The organism is Achromobacter sp. Root170, from assembly GCF_001428165.1.
GTDB classification, from domain to species: Bacteria; Pseudomonadota; Gammaproteobacteria; order Burkholderiales; family Burkholderiaceae_B; genus Achromobacter; species Achromobacter mucicolens.
Window position 1 is genome coordinate 914,123 of the sequence record NZ_LMHN01000001.1, and the last position, 18,491, is coordinate 932,613.

Here is an 18,491-nt window from a genome sequence, read left to right on the forward strand (position 1 = left end):
AGTCCAGGCGCGTTCAGGGTTGGGACGACTATAGGCAAGGCGCGATCATCCGTAAAATAGAAAAATCGGATCGATTAATACAAGAAACCCATGAATCTATCGTCCCGCCAATTGCGCGCCTTCGTGGCCCTGGCCGATGAACGGCACTTCACGCGTGCCGCGCAGCGCTGCCACCTGACGCAGCCCGCGTTCAGCGCGCTGATCCGGTCGCTGGAAGACGCCGCCGGCGTGCGGCTCTTTGACCGCAACACGCGGCACGTGGAGCTGACTGCCGAAGGCCGTGTGCTGGATGCGACCGCGCGCCGGCTGCTGGCGGACATGGACCTGGCAATGGGCGACCTGCGCGACCTGGCGGACCGGCGCCGGGGCAGGGTGACGCTGGCCGCGCTGCCTTCGCTGGCGGCGGGTTGGCTGCCCGATCTGTTGGCGCGGTTTCAGCTGGATCACCCGGGCATCGTGCTGGATCTGCGCGACGCCTTGCTCGATCCGTGCCTGGACATGGTGCAAAGCGGCGTGGCCGATTTTGCCGTGGCCTCGCGGCGGCCGGACATGACGGATCTGGACAGCGAATTCCTGCACGCGGACCGCTATTTTCTGGTGTGCCGCGCAGACCATCCCTTGGCTGGCCAGCCGCGCGTACGGCTGCGCGACGTGCTGCGTCATCCCATCATCCAGCTTGCGCGCGGCAGCAGTGTGCGCAAACATCTGGACGAAGCGTTGGGCGCCGAGGCGCCGTTGCCGGTTTTCGAGGTCGAACACCTGGCCACCGTCACGGGGTTGGTGCGCGCAGGACTTGGCGTATCGGTGGTGCCCGCCATGACGCTTTTTCATTTCCGCAGCGACGATCTGCGTATCGTGCCGCTGGCGGGCCGCGCGTTGACGCGGCCACTTTATCTAGTGCGCCGCAAGGGCCGCAGCCTGTCGGTGGCGGCGCAGGCGCTGGCCGATCTGCTGATCGCGCATCGGGGCGATATCGGCGGCGCCGGTCATCCGCCGGGTGCGCTGGATCAGACCTAGGCCATCTTTACGGCAATCCGCCACTTTCGCAAACGTCTATTGCTGATTAAACTTCGATAGTTGTAGCTTCTATCCGTCACCAGAAGGATTCCGCCCATGAGCAAGCAAATCATCCATACCGACAGCGCGCCTGCCGCCGTTGGCCCTTACTCGCAAGCGGTTGCCGTCAGCGGCACCAAGACTGTCTACCTCTCGGGCCAGATCGGCCTGGAGCCCGGCACCGGCGACCTGGTCTCTGAAAACTTCGACGCGCAGGTGCGTCAGGCGTTTGCCAACATGCAGGAAGTCATCAAGGCTGCAGGCGGCACGCTGGACAACGTGGTCAAGCTCACGCTGTTCCTGACCGACCTGGGCAAGTTCACGGCGGCCAACGCCATCATGGCCGAGATCATCCCGCAGCCGTTCCCGGCGCGTTCGACGATCGGCGTGGCCAGCCTGCCCAAGGGCGCCCAGTTCGAAGTCGAAGCGATCATGGTCCTGTAAGGCGCGCCCGGACGTTTCATACCAGGGGTTCGTTCCTACATGCCGGCCGCAGCCGTGGCCTCCAAACGTACCGGCGCCGACAAGAACGGCGCCGGCAAAGCGATGACGGATACGGAGCGCAAGCTTCGTAACCTGGGCTTGGTGCTGCCCGAGGATTTCGTGCTGCACCTGCCGCTGCGCTACGAAGACGAAACGCGCGTCATCCCGATCAGTTCGCTGCGCCCGGGCTTTGCCGGCCAGGTTGAAGGCGAGATCACCAAATCCGAGGTCCTGTACCGGCCGCGGCGCCAGCTGACCGCCACCTTGGCGGACGACAGCGGCGAACTGCAATTGCGCTGGCTGAACTTCTACCCCAGCCAACAGAAACAAGTCACGGTTGGCAAGCGGCTGCGCGCCCGTGGCGAAGTGCGCGGCGGGTTGTTCGGACGCGAGATGGTGCATCCTCGGCTGACCAACGCCGATTCGCCCCTTCCGACCGCCCTGACGCCCGTCTACCCCACCACTGAAGGATTGCCGCAGCCGGCGTTGCGGCGCGCCATCGCGCAGGCGCTCAATACCGCGGACCTGTCCGACACCCTTCCGGACGAGGCGCGCGCCCGCTACGACCTTCCGCCCTTCGAGCCCGCCATCCGTGCGCTGCACACGCCTGCGCAGGGCGAATCCGAACAGGCCTTGCTGGATCGCGTGCACCCGGCGTGGCGGCGGATCAAGTTCGACGAACTGCTGGCGCAGCAGCTGTCGCTTGCCGCCGCCCGCGCGGCGCGCCGCATCAAGGAAGCCGAGTCGCTGCCGGCGCAGAACGGGGCAGGGGGCCTGGTCGCCCGGTTGTACGAAACGCTGCCGTTCAAGCTGACCGGCGCGCAGCAGCGTGTCGTGCAGGAGATCTCGGCGGACCTTGCCAAGCCGTATCCCATGCACCGTCTGTTGCAGGGCGACGTGGGCAGCGGCAAGACCGTCGTGGCCGCCATCGCGGCCGCGCAGGCCATTGCGGGCGGCGCGCAGGTGGCGCTGATGGCGCCCACGGAAATCCTGGCCGAGCAGCACTTTCGCAAACTGGTGTCCTGGCTGCAGCCGCTGGGCGTGAATGTCGCGTGGCTGAGCGGCAGCCTTTCGGCCAAGGCCCGCCGGGAAGCCGCCGCTGCGGCAGCTGACGGCAGCGTGCAGCTTGTCGTCGGCACGCAGGCGCTGATCCAGGACCATGTCGAATTCCACCGGTTGGGCCTGTCCATCGTCGACGAGCAGCATCGCTTCGGCGTGGGCCAGCGCCTTGCCCTCACGCGCAAGGGCGAAACCGTGCGCGGCCGCATCGTGCCGCATCAGCTCAACATGAGCGCCACGCCCATTCCCCGCACGCTGGCCATGACGTTCTTCGCGGATCTGGACGTGTCCGTGATCGACGAGCTGCCGCCCGGACGCAGTCCCGTGGTGACCAAGCTGGTCTCCGACGCGCGCCGGGAAGAGGTCATTGCCCATATCGCGCAGGCGGCGCGCGGCGGCCAGCAGGCCTATTGGGTCTGTCCGCTGGTCGAGGAAAGCGAGGCCCTTGAACTGCAGACCGCCGTCGACACCTACGAGGGCATGCGCGCCGACCTGCCGGACCTGCGGATCGGACTGGTACACGGGCGCCTGCCGCAAACCGAGAAGGCGTCGGTGATGCAGGCTTTCCGCGACGGCGAGATCGATCTGCTGGTCGCCACGACCGTCATCGAAGTCGGGGTCGACGTGCCCAATGCATCGTTGATGGTGATCGAGCACGCCGAGCGATTCGGCCTTGCCCAGCTGCATCAGCTGCGCGGGCGGGTGGGGCGCGGCACGGCCGAGTCCGTTTGCGTATTGCTCTACCAGACGCCGCTGTCCCAGGTTGCGCGAGAACGCCTGCGCGCCATGTTCGAGACCTCCGACGGCTTTGAGATCGCGCGGCGCGACCTTGAACAGCGCGGTCCCGGCGAATTTCTGGGAACGCGCCAGTCCGGCATGGCGCTCCTGCGCTTTGCGGATCTGGAAACCGACGCCGCGATTGCCGAAGACGCGCGCGATGCTGCCGTGTGGCTGCGCGCCGAGCATCCAGACGCCGTCCAGGCCCATCTGGCCCGCTGGATGCGCGGCCGCGAAGACTTCCTGCGGACCTGACATGCGGCCCGACATTCACCTTGAATCCTCTACCGCCGGCCTCGGAGCCGGCGCATAACCCCGGGGGCGTAGTCCACCATGACTCTCACCGAACTGAAGTACATCGTCGCCGTCGCCCGCGAGCGGCACTTTGGCCGCGCGGCCGAGGCCTGTTTCGTCAGCCAGCCGACGCTGTCCGTGGCCATCCGCAAGCTGGAAGACGAACTGGGCGTGACCCTGTTCGAGCGCGGCGGCTCCGAGGTCGGGGTGACGCCCATCGGCCAGCGCATCGTCGCGCAGGCGCAGAAGGTGCTGGAAGAAAGCGCCAGCATCAAGGAGATCGCCCGGCAAGGCCACGACCCGCTGGCCGGCCCGCTGCGGGTTGGCGTCATCCACACCATCGGTCCGTACCTGCTGCCCAAGCTGGTGCCCGTGCAGATCGGCCGTACGCCGCAGATGCCGCTGCTGCTGCAGGAGAACTTCACGGTGCGGCTGGTGGAACTGCTGCGCCAGGGCGAAATCGATTGCGCCATCATGGCCTTGCCGTTACCCGAAGCCGGCCTGGTCATGCAGCCGCTCTACGACGAGCCCTTCGTCGTGGCGGTGCCCAACGATCATGAACTGGCCAAGCGCAAGGCCATCGACGCCCAGGATCTGAAGCAGCAGACCATGCTGCTTTTGGGCAGCGGCCATTGCTTTCGCGATCAGGTGCTTGAAGTCTGTCCCGAACTGTCGCGCTTCTCGGCGGCCAGCGACGGCATCCAGCGTACCTTCGAAGGCTCTTCGCTCGAAACCATCCGCCACATGGTCGCGGCCGGGATCGGCGTCACAGTGCTGCCCGTCACCGCCGTGCCCGAGAACCCGCCCTCCAACAGCCTGTTGCGCTACCTGCCGTTCGAAGGTCATGTGCCCGAACGCCGCGTGGTGCTTGCCTGGCGGCGCAGCTTCCCGCGTCTGGCGGCGATCGAGGCGCTGGCGCAGGCCGTCTATGAATGCGATCTGCCGGGCGTGAAGATGCTGGCTGGCGAAGCGGCTGCGGTGCAGGATTGAGCGGCCGCGGCCGCCAGTGCGCGGCGCGTCTTTGCGCCGCGTCAATCGGTCGCAGGCCATATTGAGAACGGCTCTGCCGCAACACCCGTTCTGTCGTATTTGCAGTGGTATTCTTATTTCCGCCTTTTTCCATAGGAGCTAGCAATGGCCAAGTCCACCAAGAAGACCTCGAGCGTTCCGCGCATCAACATCGGTATTTCGGACAAGGACCGCGCCGCGGTTGCCGGTGAACTGTCCAAGTTGCTGGCCGATTCGTACACGCTGTACCTGATGACGCACAACTTCCACTGGAACGTCACGGGGCCCATGTTCAACACGCTGCACCAGATGTTCATGACGCAGTACACCGAAGAATGGACCGCGCTGGACAGCATCGCCGAGCGCATCCGCGCGCTGGGCCACTACGCGCCGGGCACGTACCGCGAATACGCCAAGCTGTCCTCGATCGCCGAGCCGGACTCGGTGCCGGACGCGCTGGAAATGGTGCGCCTGCTGGTCGACGGCAACGAATCGGTCGCCAAGACCGCGCGCGCTGCCTTTGAAAAGGCCGACGCCGCCAACGACCAGCCCACGGCCGACCTGCTGACGCAGCGTCTGGACGTGCACGAAAAGAATGCGTGGATGCTGCGCAGCCTGCTGCAGTGATCCGATGGCCGTCTTCCCGTCACGGGGAGGCGGCCGGCGCGATACGCGCCAACCTATTGGCCGCCCTGATCGGGCGGCCATTTTTTTGCTTGCGCGGTTTGCGTCAGAAGTCGTACAGCGGCACGGGCGGAATGCGCTTGGGCGGCGGGGGAATCCGCCAGGATGCCCGGCGTCGAAGCGCCCCGAGCAGCTTCAAGCCCTGCGGCCAGTCGGCGAGTCCGCTTTCGGCATTGATATGGCCCGCGCCAGCCAGCACGACGATGCGGCTGCCCCAGTCCGCGGCGAACGCATGCGCGCGTTCCAGCGTGCAATAGGGGTCGTTGTCGCTGGCCACGACCACGCTTTGAAACGAGAGCGGCTGGCGTGCGATGGGCGCGAAGCCGCGCAGGCACGCCGGGGTGTCCGGGCGTTCGACGTCGGCGGGCGCGACCAGCAGCGCGCCGGCGACCTTGGCGCGCAGCGGCACCGGCAGCGAAGCGCTGATCAGGCAGCCAAGGCTGTGGGCCACGAGCAGGACCGGACTGCGGGCTTCGTCCACCTCGGCCGTCAGACGGGATATCCAATCGGCCGCGCAGGGGTTTTCCCAGTCGTGCTGCTCGATCCGCCGGGCGTTTGGCAACAGGGCCTGCCACCGGGATTGCCAGTGATCGGGGCCGGAGTTTTTCCAGCCCGGGACGATTATCGGTTGGAGTCTCATGCGGCACATGATGCCGCCGCGCGTTAGTAACTCAAACGAATTAATGGTCTTTTGCATATACGGCGTTTGGAATAAGCCGAGGTGCCCCGCAGCATGCCGCAGTGCATCACAAAACCGCGGAAAACCCTGCGCAAACACGGCCAAAAGCCGCGATATTTCAGTGTATGCTTGCCGTGCAAATGCACCCGCCAACGGGCATGACATCTACGTTATCCGGCCGTCAGCCCGTTGATGGATCAACGATTACAAGTCATTCGAGGAGTCCACTCATGAAGCCAGTATTCCGTCTGACCCCGGTCATCGCAGCGCTGGGCGTCGCCGCTGGTTTGACGTTTGGCGCGGCCGCGCACGCGCAGACCATCAAGATCGGCGTCGTCGGCCCCACCACCGGTGCGGTCACGCAGTATGGCGATATGGTCCGTGAAGGGGTCGATACCGCGGTCGAGCGCATCAACGCCGCCGGCGGCGTCAACGGCAAGAAGCTGGAAACCGTGGTGATCGACGACGGTTGCGAACCCAAGCAGGGTCCCAACGCCGCCAACCGCGTCGTCAACAGCAAGATCGGTTTCGTCGTGGGCCACGTGTGCTCGGGCGCCACCATCGCCGCTGCCGACATCTACAACAACGAAGGCGTGGTCATGGTCACCCCGTCGGCCACGTCGCCGGCCCTGACCGACGGCAAGAACTACGAGTTCATCTTCCGCACCATCGGCCGCGACGACCAGCAGGGCCCCGCCGCCGCCAAGTTCATCCTGGACAAGATCAAGCCCAAGAAGGTCGCCGTGCTGCACGACAAGCAGTCGTATGGCCAGGGCATCGCCACCGCGGTCAAGAACGACCTGGAAAAGGGCGGCGTGACCGTCGCCGTGTTTGAAGGCATCAACGCCGGCGACAGCGACTACTCGGCGGTCATCACCAAGCTCAAGAGCCAGGGCGTGGACTTCGTCTACTACGGCGGCTACCACCCCGAAATGGGCCTGCTGCTGCGCCAGGCGGCCGAGCAGGGCGTGAAGGCCAAATGGATGGGTCCGGAAGGCACGGGCAACCCGGACATCAACGCCATCGCGGGCGACGCCGTCGAAGGCATGCTGCTGACGCTGCCGGCCGACTTCACGCAGAACGCCGCCAACGCCGACATCGTCAAGGCGTTCCAGGCGAAAAAGCGCAATCCCAGCGGCGCTTTCCAGATGACGGCCTACGCCGCCACGCAGGTCATCGCCGACGGCATCAAGGGCGCGGGTTCCGACGATCCGACCAAGGTCGCCAAGTACCTGCATGCCAATTCCTTCGATACGCCGATCGGCAAGGTGTCGTGGAACAAGCAGGGTGACCTGACGAACTTCGAGTTCGACGTCTTCACGTGGCACAAGGACGGCTCCAAGACCGTCTACAAGTAAAGCGCAGTGCGGCGGGCCGCTAGCGGCCCGCTGTCACGCGAACGGCACGCGCCGCGTATGGGGCGTCAGGCCATACGCATCAGACGCCGCAAAAAAGAACCGGGCCGCAAGCGATCAGCTTGCGGCCCGGTTTGTTATTGCGCCTTAGGGGCAGGGGCGGAGGCCTCGCCGCTTACAGGCCCTGGACGCGGCGGCCGGTGTCGGCCTCGAACCAGTGCAGGGCGTGGCGGCCGTCCGGGCCCACGTTGACCTGCATGCCGACCTTGGCGGACGACTCGGACAGCTGGCGCGTCGTGCAGCGCACGACCAGCGTGCTCTTGCCGCAGCGGCAGTGAACGAGCTGTTCCGAGCCCAGCGTCTCGACCATTTCGACTTCGGCGGGGATGCCCTGCGTGTTCAGCAGCATGTGCTCGGGGCGCATGCCCATGATGACCTTGCGGCCGCGAACCTGCGAAGGGACCTGCAGCGGCGAGATCTCGAGCTGGTTGCCGTCGGCGGTCTGCACGGTGCCGTCGCCGGACACCTGGACTTCCATCAGGTTCATGGGCGGCGAGCCGATGAAGCCGGCCACGAACGTCGAAGCGGGCTTTTCGAAGACTTCCATCGGGGTGCCGATCTGCTCGGGCACGCCCTGGTACATGACGATCATGCGGTGCGCCAGCGTCATGGCCTCGACCTGATCGTGCGTCACGTACAGGCTGGTGGTGCCCAGGCGGCGGTGCAGCTTCATGATCTCAAGGCGCATCGCCACGCGCAGCTTGGCGTCCAGGTTGGACAGCGGCTCGTCGAACAGGAACACCTTGGGTTCGCGCACGATGGCGCGGCCCATGGCCACGCGCTGGCGCTGGCCGCCCGAGAGGGCGCGCGGACGGCGGTCCAAGAGGTGTCCCAGCTCCAGGATCTGCGCGGCGGCGTCGACGCGCTTCTTGATTTCGTCCTTGGAGAACTTGCGGATCTTCAAGCCGTAGGCCATGTTCTCGAACACGGTCATGTGCGGGTAGAGCGCGTAGTTCTGGAACACCATCGCGATGTCGCGCTCGGCGGGTTCCAGCGTGTTGACGACCTTGTCGTCAATGACGATGTCGCCGCTGGTCACGGTTTCCAGGCCGGCGACCATGCGCATCAGCGTGGACTTGCCGCAGCCCGAGGGGCCGACGATGACGATGAATTCGCCATCCTTGACATCCATGTCGATGCCATGGATGACCGGCACGTTGCCGGCGTAGGTTTTCTTGACGTTGCGGAAGCTGAGAGTAGCCATGAGTTATTCGTGTTCAGAGTCGTGTTCGGGTGGGCGCGGATGGGGCGGCGTTACTTCTCAGTGTCGACCAGACCCTTGACGAACCATTTCTGCATCAGGATGACGACCAGCGCCGGCGGGATCATCGCGAGCATGGCGGTGGCCATGGTGATGTTCCATTCGGTCACGCTGTCGCCGCCGCTGATCATCCGCTTGATGCCGATGACGACGGGATACATGTCTTCCTGCGTGGTGACCAGCAGCGGCCACAGATATTGGTTCCAGCCGTAGATGAACTGGATCACGAACAGTGCGGCGATGCTGGTCTTGGACAGGGGTAGCAGCACGTCGCGGAAGAACCGCACGGGCCCCGCGCCGTCGATGCGGGCAGCCTCGATGAGCTCGTCCGGCACCGTCAGGAAGAACTGGCGGAACAGGAACGTGGCCGTGGCCGACGCGATCAGCGGCAAGGTCAGGCCCGCATAGCTGTTGAGCAGGCCCAGATCGGCCACGACCTTGTAGGTGGGCGCGATGCGGACTTCGACCGGCAGCATGAGCGTGACGAAGATCATCCAGAAAAAGAACATGCGGCCGGGGAAGCGGAAGTACACGACCGCGAATGCAGACAGCAGCGAGATCGCGATCTTGCCGATCGAGATTGCCAGCGCCATGATCAGGCTCACGTACATCATGCGGCCGACGGGCGCGCCGGACGAACCGCCCGACGAGCCGCCGAAGAGGGCCTTCATGTAGTTGTCCACGAAGTGCGGACCGGGAATCAGGGACATCGGCGCCTGAGCGACTTCCTGCGCGGTCTGGGTGGACGCGACGAAAGTGACGTAGAGCGGAAATGCCACCATCGCCACGCCGCAGAGCAGAATGACGTGGGCCAGAATATCCAGCCAGGGACGGCGTTCAACCATTGTTATCAGCCTCGAACAAAATCAATACTGCACTTTGCGGTCGACGTAGCGGAACTGCACGACCGTCAAGGCAATCACAATGAACATCAGGACGACGGACTGGGCGGCGGACGAACCGAGGTCCAGGCCGCGGAAGCCGTCGCTGTACACCTTGTAGACCAGGATCGAGGTCGACGTGCCGGGCCCGCCCTGCGTCGTCGTGTCGATCACGGCGAAGGTGTCGAAGAATGCATAGATGATGTTGACCACCAGCAGGAAGAACGTGGTGGGCGACAGCAGCGGGAAGACGATGGTCCAGAAGCGGCGGGCGGGGCTGGCGCCGTCGATGGCGGCGGCTTCGATCAGCGAGCGCGGGATCGATTGCAGGCCGGCCAGGAAGAACAGGAAGTTGTACGACACCTGCTTCCAGACCGCGGCGACGATCACCAGGACCATGGCCTGGTTGCCGTCAAGGCGCGGGTTCCAGTCCACGCCCGACTTGCGCAGGGCCACGGCCAGGATGCCGACGGAAGGCGAAAACAGGAACAGCCACAGCACACCGACGACGGCGGGCGCCACGGCGTACGGCCAGATGAGCAGGGTCTTGTAGAGCCCGGCGCCGCGGATCACGCGATCGGCCATCACGGCCAGCACCAGCGACACGCCAAGGCCCACGCCGGCCACCAGCACCGAGAACACGGCGGTGACGCGGAACGAATCCAGGTAGGCCTGTTGCGAGAACAGGTCCATGAAGTTGTCCAGGCCGACGAATTGCGAGGACAGACCGAAGGGATCTTCAAGGCGCATGGACTGCCACATGGCTTGTCCGGCGGGCAGGAAGAAGAACACCACGGTAATGATCAGCTGCGGCAGGAGCAGCAGATAGGGCAAGGTCTTGTGCCCGAATACAACGCGTTTTTCCATAGGGGGAACCCAAGGTACAGAAAAGCGGCGGTTGAAATAACCGCCGCCTGAAACCGCCAGCACGCATGCCGCGCGTGGCGCCCGGAGCCCGAAAGCACCGGCACTCATAAAAACACGATAGGCTTAAAGCCCCTTAAAAACCAGGGCTTTAAGCCTCGTTTGTCCTTGTCGCAACAGGGTCCTTGTCACGGCATGGAAAATGCCGATTGACAAGGCGGCGGTCAAGCCGCGCGAAAGGGCGTTACTTTACACTCTTCTCGAACTTTTCCAGCAGCTCGTTGCCGCGCTTGACGATGTTCTCGGCGCCGTCCTTGGGGGCAACCTTGCCCGAGACGATGCGTTCGATTTCAGCGTCCTCGATCTCGCGGATCTGGGGCAGGAAGCCCAGGCGCAGACCGCGCGATTGGGCGGTGGTTTCGACGTTCAATTGCTTGACGCCCACTTCGGTGCCCGGGTTCTTGTCGTAGAAGCCTTCCTTCTTGGTCAGCTCGTACGCGGCCTTGGTGACGGGCACGTAGCCGGTCTGCTGGTGCCAGCGGGCGGCGATTTCGGGGCTGGCCAGGAACTTGAAGAACGCGGTCACGCCCTTGTAGGTTTCGGGCTTCTTGTTGGCGAAGACCCACAGCGAGGCGCCGCCGATGATGGTGTTCTGCGGGGCGCCTTGCACGTCGGCGTAGTAGGGCAGCGTAGAGGTGCCGAACTCGAACTTGGCGTTCTTGGCGATGTTGGCGCGCAGGCCGGACGAACCGGTGATCATGGCGCACTTGCCGCTGATGAACAGCGAGTTGGGCTCGTCGCCGCGGCCGCCGTACATGAAGATGCCTTCCTTGCCGAGCTTGGCGAGGTTCTCGAGGTGGCGCACGTGCAGCGGGGTGTTGATGGCGATGCGCGCATCCAGGCCGCCGAAGCCGTTGTCCTTGGTGGCGTACGGCACGTTATGCCAGGCCGAGAAGGTCTCGAGCTGGGTCCAGGACGGCCACGACGTGGTGTAGCCGCATTCCTGGCCAGCGGCCTTCAGCTTCTGGCCGGCGGCGGCCAGTTCTTCCCAGGTCTTGGGAGGATTGTCGGCGTCCAGGCCAGCCTTCTTGAAGGCGTCCTTGTTGTAGTAGAAGACGACGGTCGAGCTGTTGAACGGCATCGACACCAGCTTGCCGTCGGCCGACGAGTAATAGCCGGCCACGGCGCCAATGAATTCCTTGGGATCGATCGGGTTGCCGGCTTCTTCGGACATCTGCTGCACCGGCTTGATGGCGCCCTTGGCGTACATCATGGTGGCGGTGCCGACTTCAAAGACCTGCAGGATGTCCGGGGCGTTGCCGGCGCGGAACGCGGCGATGCCGGCGTTCATGGATTCACCGTAGTTGCCCTTGTAGATGGCCTTGACCTGGTAGTCGGGGTTCTTCTTGTTGAATTCGTCGACCAGGCCATTGACGCGGTCGCCCAGAGCGCCTTCCATCGAATGCCAGAACTGGATCTCGGTGGCTGCTTGCGCGGAAGCGCCGGCGAAAGCCGTCATGATGGCGGCAAAGGTCAGTGCAATACGATGGGATCGCATAAAGGGTTCTCCAGTTGGGCGTGTTGCGAACGGGTTGTCCGGCCGCATGAAACACGACACCTTATGAATTGTTTGTGACAAAACCGTGACTTTCACATCCCTACAAACGCCTGTCAAATTGCGCGTTTTAGGCGCGAACGAACATTTTGCGATTCCTTGTGCAGGGAGCCGACCGTTTACAATCGCCGCCTATGGAAAACGAACTTTCGATTGCGTTCATTGGCGATGGCAGCGGGACGGCCGCGCGGGCCTCGCGGCAGGCCCGCAGAGTATGCGCCGCCGGGGGCGTTCATGTCATTGACATTAACCAGGATGCGCGGGCGCCGCGGCCATGCGGGACGGGCTTCGCGCGCGCCTTTGCCGAACGGTCCGCGCGCATCGCGTGTGGCGTGTTCGCGGCCGCGACTCGGAACATGCCAGGTGTTGTGGCCAGGACACGTCAATGTGGGCAAGAAGGGGACGTGAACGGCCGTTCGGCGGGCGCTCGCCGTCAGCCGCGGTGGGCGCCGGGGTGCGTGCGATGACAACGGCCGCCGTGCGTTTTCCCGCCATGACCCGCCTGCAGTTCGGCATCTCGGTGCTGTGCATGCTGGCCGTGGTGGTCGGCTCCAATATCCTGGTGCAGGTGCCGCTTAACGATTGGCTCACGTGGGGCGGGCTGTCCTACCCGGTGGCGTTCCTGGTCACCGACGTCCTGAACCGCCGCTTTGGCCCGGCCGCGGCCCGGCGTGTGGTGTGGTTCGGCTTTGCCGCCGCGCTCGCGGTGTCGGTGTGGGTGGCGTCGCCCCGCATCGCGCTGGCGTCGGGATTGGCCTATATATGTGCGCAGCTCGTCGACATTCAGGTGTTCGACCGCCTGCGCGACCAGCGTTGGTGGCGCGCGCCGCTGGCGTCGGGCGTGCTGGGCGCCATCCTGGATACGGCGGTATTCTTCAGCGTGGCGTTCGCTGCCACCGGCGCGCCCTGGGTGACGTGGATGCTGGGCGACCTGGCCATCAAGCTGGTCGTCAATATCAGCATGCTGGCGCCGTTCCGGGCATTGATGTGGAATCTGGCAAGGCCCGCGAACGCCTGATTCCCCCTGTTTTTGCTCTTGAAGCCGCGCGTGCCTCGCTGCCTGCAGCGCAGGACGCGCGGCTTTTTATTAATGGCCGCGAGTATTAATTGATGCGGTTGTAGTAAGTCCTGCGTAAGGACTGTATTTAAATATGCGATTAAACGCCGTATTAATGATTTTTCATATAAACCGGCAAGCATAAATCCCAGCGAAACGCCAGCCAACTTTGCGGCCGGAATTGCGATTTCTCCATTGATTTCACGCCTTTACGCGGCCTATGCGTCACGATTAAATGCCGCGCGTGAAATATTGGGGATTACACGCAGTGACAGTATGACGGCTTGCTTTCAGAATACCGGCCACACCGTGTTTTTGCCCAAGAAGCCGGCGACGGGCAATGCGGACAAAGGGGTACTCTCCCGATAAACCGTGTTGGACAGAGCCGCTCAAAACCTCGCTGGAGAACTCCGCATGAAGTTTCTGAATCGCCTTACCCCGGTAGCCATGGCGCTTGGGGCACTTGCCTTGGCTGGCGCCGCGCACGCCGCCGACACGATCAAGATCGGCATTCCCCAGCCCATGACCGGTCCCAACACGCAATACGGCGACCAGATCCAGGCCGGCGCGCTGACCGCCATCGAAACCATCAATGCCAAGGGCGGAGTCAAGGGCAAGAAGCTCGAACCCATCCTGATCGACGACGGCTGCGAACCCAAGCAGGCCGTGCCTGCCGCCAACCGCGTGGTCAACTCCGGCGCCAAGTTCGCTGTGGCCCATGCATGCTCGGGCGTCACGGTTGCCGCCGTGAAGGTCTACGAGGAAGAGGGCATCGTCGGCATCACCCCGGGCGCCACGTCGCCCCTGGTCACCGACACCATCAAGCCGCATTTCTTCTTCCGCACGATCGGCCGCGACGACCAGCAAGGTCCTTACGCCGCCAACTACATCGCCAAGACGCTCAAGCCCCAGAAGGTCGCCGTGCTGCACGACAAGCAGACCTACGGTTCGGGCGTGGCCACCCAGGTCAAGGACGCGCTGGCCAAGCAGAACGTCAACGTTGCGATGTTCGAAGGCATCAACGTCGGCGACAGCGACTACTCGGCCATCATCACCAAGCTCAAGTCGGCTGGCGTCGATCTGGTGTATTTCGGCGGCTACCACCCCGAGCTCGGCCTGTTGCTGCGCCAGTCGCGCGAACAGGGCCTGAAGGTCCAGTTCATGGGTCCGGAAGGCACGGCCAACCAGGACCTGGTGGCAATCGCCGGCCCGGCCATCGAAGGCCTGCTCGTGACGCTGCCCGCCGACTTCACCAAGCTGCCGGGCAACGAAAGCATCGTCAAGGCCTTCAAGGACGCCAAGCGCGATCCGGACGGCGCCTTCCAGATGCCGGCCTACGCCGCGGTCCAGATCCTGGCCGACAGCATCAACGCCGTTGGCGAAGATCCCGCCAAGGTTGCCGACTACATGCACAAGACCACCTTCAATACCGGCATCGGCAAGGTCGAATACGATGCCAAGGGCGATCTGAAGGACTTCGAGTTCGCTGTCTATAAATGGGACAAGGACGGAAAGAAGACCCAGCTGTAAACTCGCGATCCCGCCGGCGTGTTGCCGGCGTGTAGGGCCTGCCGTCTCCGTCTTGCCGAAATCCGCGTAGCGATGCGCCAAAAGCGCTGTGCGGCCGGCAAGGCGGCGACGACAGGCCCTTATAAAATACGCCCAGGTTTCCGGCTCCGGGTCTCTCTACCGGGGCCGGAACCATTTGGAGCAATAGAATCATGTCTGATCTCATACCCCAACTGACCCAGCAATTCTTCAACGGATTGTCCCTGGGAGCGATCTATGCGTTGATCGCCATCGGCTACACAATGGTCTACGGCATCATCGGTATGATCAACTTCGCCCACGGCGAAATCTATATGATCGGCGCCTATGTGGGCCTGGTCACCTTGACGGCCATCGGCACCAATAGCGGATTGCCAACCCCCTTCATCATCGCGGCCATGCTGCTCGTGGCCATCACGGTCACCGGCATCTACGGCTTTTCGGTCGAGCGCGTGGCGTATCGTCCGGTGCGCGGCAGCCCCCGGCTGGTGGCGCTGATCTCCGCCATCGGGATGTCGATCTTCCTGCAGAACTGGGTGGCCCTCGGTCAGGGTGCGCGCGACATGGCCGTGCCTTCGCTGGTGTCCGGCGCCGTGCAGTTCCACATGGGATCGGACTTCGACGTCACGGTGCCGTATTCGCGCATCATGATCATCGTGGTCACCGTGGTGCTGATGATCGGGCTGACGCTGTTCATCAAGTATTCCCGCATGGGCCGCGCCTCGCGCGCCTGCTCGCAGGACATGCACATGGCCAATCTGCTGGGCATCGACACCAACCGCGTGATCTCGTTCACGTTCGTGATGGGCGCGATCCTGGCGGCGGTGGGCGGCGTGCTGATCGCCATCACCATCGGCAAGCTCAATCCCTTCATCGGCTTTCTGGCGGGCATCAAGGCGTTCACGGCGGCGGTGCTGGGCGGTATCGGCAGCATTCCTGGCGCGATGCTGGGCGGTGTGCTGCTGGGCCTGGCCGAGACCTTCGCGGCCGCGTACATCTCGTCGCAGTACAAGGACATCGTGGCGTTCTCGCTGCTGGTCCTGATTCTGCTGTTCCGTCCCACCGGGCTGCTGGGCAAACCTGAGGTGGAAAAAGTCTGATGTCGACCAACAATCTCAAAAACGCCACGATGGCGGCCGTGCTGACGGCGGTCATCGTCACCCCGGTCTTTGGCCTGCAGCTCATCCGCCAGGGTGCGCGCACGTCGATGGAGTCGAACTGGTCGCTGGTGGCGCTGGCCGCCGCCGTGGTGTTCGTCTTCCAGCTGCTGCGGCCCTGGCTGGCCATTCCGTTCAAAAAGCTCAAGACCAGCCTGCCGACGCTGTCCTCGGCCCCGGCCAGGAACCACAAGCCGCTGATGTTCTTGCTGCTGGCCATCGCGGTGATCTGGCCGTTCTTCGCGGGGCGCAGTTCCGTGGACATCGCCACGCTGGTGCTGATCTACGTGATGCTGGGCCTGGGCCTGAACATCGTGGTGGGCTTTGCGGGGCTGCTGGACCTGGGCTTCGTGGGCTTTTACGCGGTGGGCGCCTACACCTACGCGCTGCTCTACCACTGGGGCGGCTGGAGCTTCTGGGAAGCGCTGCCGTTTGCGGGCGCCATGTCCGCGCTGTTCGGCTTTGTGCTGGGCTTTCCAGTATTGCGGCTGCGCGGCGACTACCTGGCCATCGTTACGCTGGGTTTCGGTGAAATCATCCGCCTGCTGCTGATCAACCTGAACAAGATGACCGGCGGTCCGGACGGGATTTCCGGTATCCCGAAGCCCACGTTCTTTGGCCTGGAAATGACGCGCCGCCCCAGCACCGAGGGTGGGACGACATTCCACGACTTCTTCGGGCTGACGTTCCAGAACCAGGACATGGTGATCTATCTGTACATGATGGCGCTGCTGCTGGCGCTGGTGACGCTGTTCGTGTCCACGCGCCTGATCCGCATGCCGGTCGGCCGCGCCTGGGAGGCGCTGCGCGAGGACGAGATCGCCTGCCGTTCGCTGGGCCTGAACCCCACGCGCATCAAGCTGTCCGCGTTCACGCTGGGCGCCATGTTTGCCGGCTTTGGCGGCGCGTTCTTCGCGGCGCGCCAGGGCATGGTGAATCCGGAGTCCTTCACGTTCATCGAATCCGCGCTGATCCTGGCGATCGTGGTGCTGGGGGGCATGGGTTCTCAGGTAGGCGTGATCCTCGCTGCCATCCTGCTGACCGTGCTGCCCGAACTGGCGCGCGAGTTCGCCGAATACCGGATGCTGATGTTCGGTCTGGTGATGGTGTTGATGATGATGTGGCGTCCGCAGGGGTTGTTGCCCATGAAGCGTCCCCACGTGGAGCTGGCTAAATGAGCGAGGCATTGCTGAAAGTATCCGGCCTGACCATGCGGTTCGGCGGCCTCCTGGCCGTCGATAGCGTGGGTTTCGAGGTCATGACCGACGAGGTCTTTGCCATCATCGGCCCGAACGGCGCCGGCAAGACCACCGTCTTCAACTGCGTGGGCGGGTTCTACGCACCCACCGCCGGCGAGATCATCATGGACGGCAAGCCCATCACGGGTCTTGCCAGCCACAAGGTGGCGCGCCACGGCCTGGTGCGCACGTTCCAGAACGTGCGCCTGTTCAAGCAGCTTACGGTGCTGGAGAACCTGCTGGTTGCGCAGCACACGCAGGTCGAATCGCGCCTGTTGCCGGGGCTGCTCAAGACCAAGGGCTATCGCCAGTCCGAATCCGAGGCGCTGGCGCGCGCGGCGCAGTGGCTGGACTTCATGGGCTTGCGGGAATTCGCCAACCGCGAAGCCGGCAATCTGGCCTACGGCCACCAGCGGCGCCTGGAGATCGCGCGTTGCATGATCACCAAGCCGCGCCTTTTGATGCTGGACGAACCCGCGGCGGGTCTGAATCCGCAGGAAAAGCGCGACCTGCAATCGCTGATCGACCAGCTGCGGCGCGAATTTGGCGTTGCAGTGCTGCTGATCGAGCACGACATGAGCCTCATCATGGGCATTTCGGACCGGATTCTGGTCATGGAACACGGCAAGCCCATCACGACCGGCACCCCGGATCAGGTGCGCAACGACGAGCGCGTCATCAAGGCGTATCTGGGGGAGGAATGATGCTCAAGCTGGAAAACATACACACCTTCTACGGCGCCATTCAGGCATTGAACGGCGTGTCGGTCGACGTGAACAAGGGCGAGATCGTCACGCTGATCGGCGCCAACGGCGCGGGCAAGACGACGCTGCTGATGACGGTGTGCGGCAATCCGCGTGCGCGCGAAGGCAAGATCACGTTCGAAGGCGAAGACATCACGAACAAGGACACGCACCACATCATGCGCAGTGGCATCGCCATTTCGCCTGAAGGCCGTCGCGTGTTCAAGGACCTGACCGTCGCCGAGAACCTGATGATGGGCGGCTTCTTTTCCAAGCGCGACGAGATCGAGGCGGGCATCGACCACGTCTACGGCTTGTTCCCTCGCTTGAAAGAGCGCGCCAGCCAGCGCGCCGGCCTGATGTCGGGCGGCGAGCAGCAGATGCTGGCCATCGGCCGCGCGCTGATGACCCGGCCGCGCCTGCTGTTGCTGGACGAACCGACGCTGGGCCTGGCCCCGCTGGTGATCGCCCAGATCTTCGACATCATCCGCGAGATCCGGGAGCAGGGCGTGACCGTGTTCCTGGTCGAGCAGAACGCGAACAAGGCGCTGGGCGTGGCGGACCGCGGCTACGTGCTGGAAAACGGCCGCGTGGTCCTGCAGGACACCGGCGCCAATCTGCTGGTCAACGATCAGGTCCGCAAGGCTTACCTGGGCGGTTGACCTCTTCCCC

At 64.1% G+C, this 18,491-nt stretch carries 17 protein-coding genes; 12 read left to right on the plus strand and 5 right to left on the minus strand.

Annotation, left to right across the window (positions count from 1 at the left end):
• Positions 1 to 90 precede the first annotated feature (90 nt).
• The 5 genes from ASD87_RS04215 (at position 91) to ASD87_RS04235 (ending at position 5,304) form a co-directional block, all read left to right on the plus strand.
• The gene (locus tag ASD87_RS04215) at positions 91 to 1,017 is read left to right on the plus strand and encodes a LysR family transcriptional regulator (protein WP_056317535.1); all 927 of its coding nucleotides are present in this window, start codon (positions 91 to 93) and stop codon (positions 1,015 to 1,017) included.
• A gap of 96 nt (positions 1,018 to 1,113) precedes the next feature.
• Entirely contained in the window at positions 1,114 to 1,500 is a 387-nt protein-coding gene (locus ASD87_RS04220; RefSeq protein ID WP_056317538.1) for a Rid family detoxifying hydrolase, read from the plus strand.
• Positions 1,501 to 1,539: 39 nt separating this feature from the next.
• A complete protein-coding gene (recG, locus tag ASD87_RS04225) occupies positions 1,540 to 3,630 on the plus strand; it encodes an ATP-dependent DNA helicase RecG (protein ID WP_056317541.1) in 2,091 nt (696 codons plus the stop codon).
• A gap of 78 nt (positions 3,631 to 3,708) precedes the next feature.
• Positions 3,709 to 4,659, plus strand: a complete 951-nt coding sequence (locus ASD87_RS04230) for a LysR substrate-binding domain-containing protein (RefSeq protein ID WP_056317544.1) — start codon at positions 3,709 to 3,711, stop codon at positions 4,657 to 4,659.
• A gap of 144 nt (positions 4,660 to 4,803) precedes the next feature.
• Entirely contained in the window at positions 4,804 to 5,304 is a 501-nt protein-coding gene (locus ASD87_RS04235; RefSeq protein ID WP_056317547.1) for a Dps family protein, read from the plus strand.
• Between the two features lie 103 nt (positions 5,305 to 5,407).
• On the opposite strand, the gene ASD87_RS04240 is transcribed toward ASD87_RS04235, so the two are convergent.
• On the minus strand, positions 5,408 to 6,001 hold the full coding sequence (locus ASD87_RS04240) for an alpha/beta hydrolase (protein WP_056317550.1): 594 nt from the start codon (positions 5,999 to 6,001) through the stop codon (positions 5,408 to 5,410).
• Between the two features lie 269 nt (positions 6,002 to 6,270).
• On the opposite strand from ASD87_RS04240, the gene ASD87_RS04245 reads away from it, so the two are divergent.
• Positions 6,271 to 7,398 carry a branched-chain amino acid ABC transporter substrate-binding protein gene (locus ASD87_RS04245; protein WP_056317555.1) on the plus strand — a complete coding sequence of 376 codons (1,128 nt, stop codon included), beginning with the start codon at positions 6,271 to 6,273 and terminating at the stop codon, positions 7,396 to 7,398.
• Positions 7,399 to 7,570: 172 nt separating this feature from the next.
• Here ASD87_RS04245 and ASD87_RS04250 read toward each other — a convergent pair whose 3' ends face one another.
• The 4 genes from ASD87_RS04250 to ugpB form a co-directional block, all read right to left on the minus strand.
• Positions 7,571 to 8,659 carry a sn-glycerol-3-phosphate import ATP-binding protein UgpC gene (locus ASD87_RS04250; protein WP_056317560.1) on the minus strand — a complete coding sequence of 363 codons (1,089 nt, stop codon included), beginning with the start codon at positions 8,657 to 8,659 and terminating at the stop codon, positions 7,571 to 7,573.
• A 50-nt stretch (positions 8,660 to 8,709) separates the two neighbouring features.
• Positions 8,710 to 9,561: a sn-glycerol-3-phosphate ABC transporter permease UgpE gene (gene ugpE / locus ASD87_RS04255; RefSeq protein WP_056317563.1), complete on the minus strand. Its 852-nt coding sequence runs from the start codon at positions 9,559 to 9,561 to the stop codon at positions 8,710 to 8,712.
• A 21-nt stretch (positions 9,562 to 9,582) separates the two neighbouring features.
• Entirely contained in the window at positions 9,583 to 10,464 is an 882-nt protein-coding gene (ugpA, locus tag ASD87_RS04260; RefSeq protein ID WP_056317567.1) for a sn-glycerol-3-phosphate ABC transporter permease UgpA, read from the minus strand.
• Between the two features lie 241 nt (positions 10,465 to 10,705).
• Positions 10,706 to 12,019, minus strand: a complete 1,314-nt coding sequence (gene ugpB / locus ASD87_RS04265) for a sn-glycerol-3-phosphate ABC transporter substrate-binding protein UgpB (RefSeq protein WP_056317569.1) — start codon at positions 12,017 to 12,019, stop codon at positions 10,706 to 10,708.
• Positions 12,020 to 12,539: 520 nt separating this feature from the next.
• Between ugpB and ASD87_RS04270 the strand changes: the two genes are divergently transcribed.
• From ASD87_RS04270 to ASD87_RS04295, 6 genes are all read left to right on the plus strand, one after another.
• The gene (locus ASD87_RS04270) at positions 12,540 to 13,094 is read left to right on the plus strand and encodes a queuosine precursor transporter (RefSeq protein ID WP_056317572.1); all 555 of its coding nucleotides are present in this window, start codon (positions 12,540 to 12,542) and stop codon (positions 13,092 to 13,094) included.
• Between the two features lie 453 nt (positions 13,095 to 13,547).
• Positions 13,548 to 14,663 (plus strand): high-affinity branched-chain amino acid ABC transporter substrate-binding protein, encoded by a 1,116-nt coding sequence (locus ASD87_RS04275; RefSeq protein WP_056317574.1) that lies wholly within the window; start codon positions 13,548 to 13,550, stop codon positions 14,661 to 14,663.
• 191 nt (positions 14,664 to 14,854) lie between these two features.
• Positions 14,855 to 15,781 carry a high-affinity branched-chain amino acid ABC transporter permease LivH gene (livH, locus tag ASD87_RS04280; protein ID WP_056317577.1) on the plus strand — a complete coding sequence of 309 codons (927 nt, stop codon included), beginning with the start codon at positions 14,855 to 14,857 and terminating at the stop codon, positions 15,779 to 15,781.
• A complete protein-coding gene (locus ASD87_RS04285) occupies positions 15,781 to 17,016 on the plus strand; it encodes a high-affinity branched-chain amino acid ABC transporter permease LivM (RefSeq protein WP_056317580.1) in 1,236 nt (411 codons plus the stop codon). The genes livH and ASD87_RS04285 overlap by 1 nt, the downstream gene beginning before the upstream one ends.
• Positions 17,013 to 17,780 carry a high-affinity branched-chain amino acid ABC transporter ATP-binding protein LivG gene (livG, locus tag ASD87_RS04290; protein ID WP_056317584.1) on the plus strand — a complete coding sequence of 256 codons (768 nt, stop codon included), beginning with the start codon at positions 17,013 to 17,015 and terminating at the stop codon, positions 17,778 to 17,780. Before ASD87_RS04285 ends, livG begins: the two co-directional genes overlap by 4 nt.
• On the plus strand, positions 17,780 to 18,481 hold the full coding sequence (locus ASD87_RS04295) for an ABC transporter ATP-binding protein (RefSeq protein ID WP_056317588.1): 702 nt from the start codon (positions 17,780 to 17,782) through the stop codon (positions 18,479 to 18,481). Before livG ends, ASD87_RS04295 begins: the two co-directional genes overlap by 1 nt.
• The last annotated feature ends 10 nt before the right edge of the window (positions 18,482 to 18,491 follow it).

Bases quoted from the DNA above. Each gene is read 5' to 3' on its own strand.
- ASD87_RS04215 (WP_056317535.1), top strand. From the start codon at position 91: ATGAATCTATCGTCCCGCCAATTGCGCGCCTTCGTGGCCCTGGCCGAT.
- ASD87_RS04220 (WP_056317538.1), top strand. From the start codon at position 1,114: ATGAGCAAGCAAATCATCCATACCGACAGCGCGCCTGCCGCCGTTGGC.
- recG (WP_056317541.1), top strand. From the start codon at position 1,540: ATGCCGGCCGCAGCCGTGGCCTCCAAACGTACCGGCGCCGACAAGAAC.
- ASD87_RS04230 (WP_056317544.1), top strand. From the start codon at position 3,709: ATGACTCTCACCGAACTGAAGTACATCGTCGCCGTCGCCCGCGAGCGG.
- ASD87_RS04235 (WP_056317547.1), top strand. From the start codon at position 4,804: ATGGCCAAGTCCACCAAGAAGACCTCGAGCGTTCCGCGCATCAACATC.
- ASD87_RS04240 (WP_056317550.1), bottom strand. From the start codon at position 6,001: ATGAGACTCCAACCGATAATCGTCCCGGGCTGGAAAAACTCCGGCCCC.
- ASD87_RS04245 (WP_056317555.1), top strand. From the start codon at position 6,271: ATGAAGCCAGTATTCCGTCTGACCCCGGTCATCGCAGCGCTGGGCGTC.
- ASD87_RS04250 (WP_056317560.1), bottom strand. From the start codon at position 8,659: ATGGCTACTCTCAGCTTCCGCAACGTCAAGAAAACCTACGCCGGCAAC.
- ugpE (WP_056317563.1), bottom strand. From the start codon at position 9,561: ATGGTTGAACGCCGTCCCTGGCTGGATATTCTGGCCCACGTCATTCTG.
- ugpA (WP_056317567.1), bottom strand. From the start codon at position 10,464: ATGGAAAAACGCGTTGTATTCGGGCACAAGACCTTGCCCTATCTGCTG.
- ugpB (WP_056317569.1), bottom strand. From the start codon at position 12,019: ATGCGATCCCATCGTATTGCACTGACCTTTGCCGCCATCATGACGGCT.
- ASD87_RS04270 (WP_056317572.1), top strand. From the start codon at position 12,540: ATGACAACGGCCGCCGTGCGTTTTCCCGCCATGACCCGCCTGCAGTTC.
- ASD87_RS04275 (WP_056317574.1), top strand. From the start codon at position 13,548: ATGAAGTTTCTGAATCGCCTTACCCCGGTAGCCATGGCGCTTGGGGCA.
- livH (WP_056317577.1), top strand. From the start codon at position 14,855: ATGTCTGATCTCATACCCCAACTGACCCAGCAATTCTTCAACGGATTG.
- ASD87_RS04285 (WP_056317580.1), top strand. From the start codon at position 15,781: ATGTCGACCAACAATCTCAAAAACGCCACGATGGCGGCCGTGCTGACG.
- livG (WP_056317584.1), top strand. From the start codon at position 17,013: ATGAGCGAGGCATTGCTGAAAGTATCCGGCCTGACCATGCGGTTCGGC.
- ASD87_RS04295 (WP_056317588.1), top strand. From the start codon at position 17,780: ATGCTCAAGCTGGAAAACATACACACCTTCTACGGCGCCATTCAGGCA.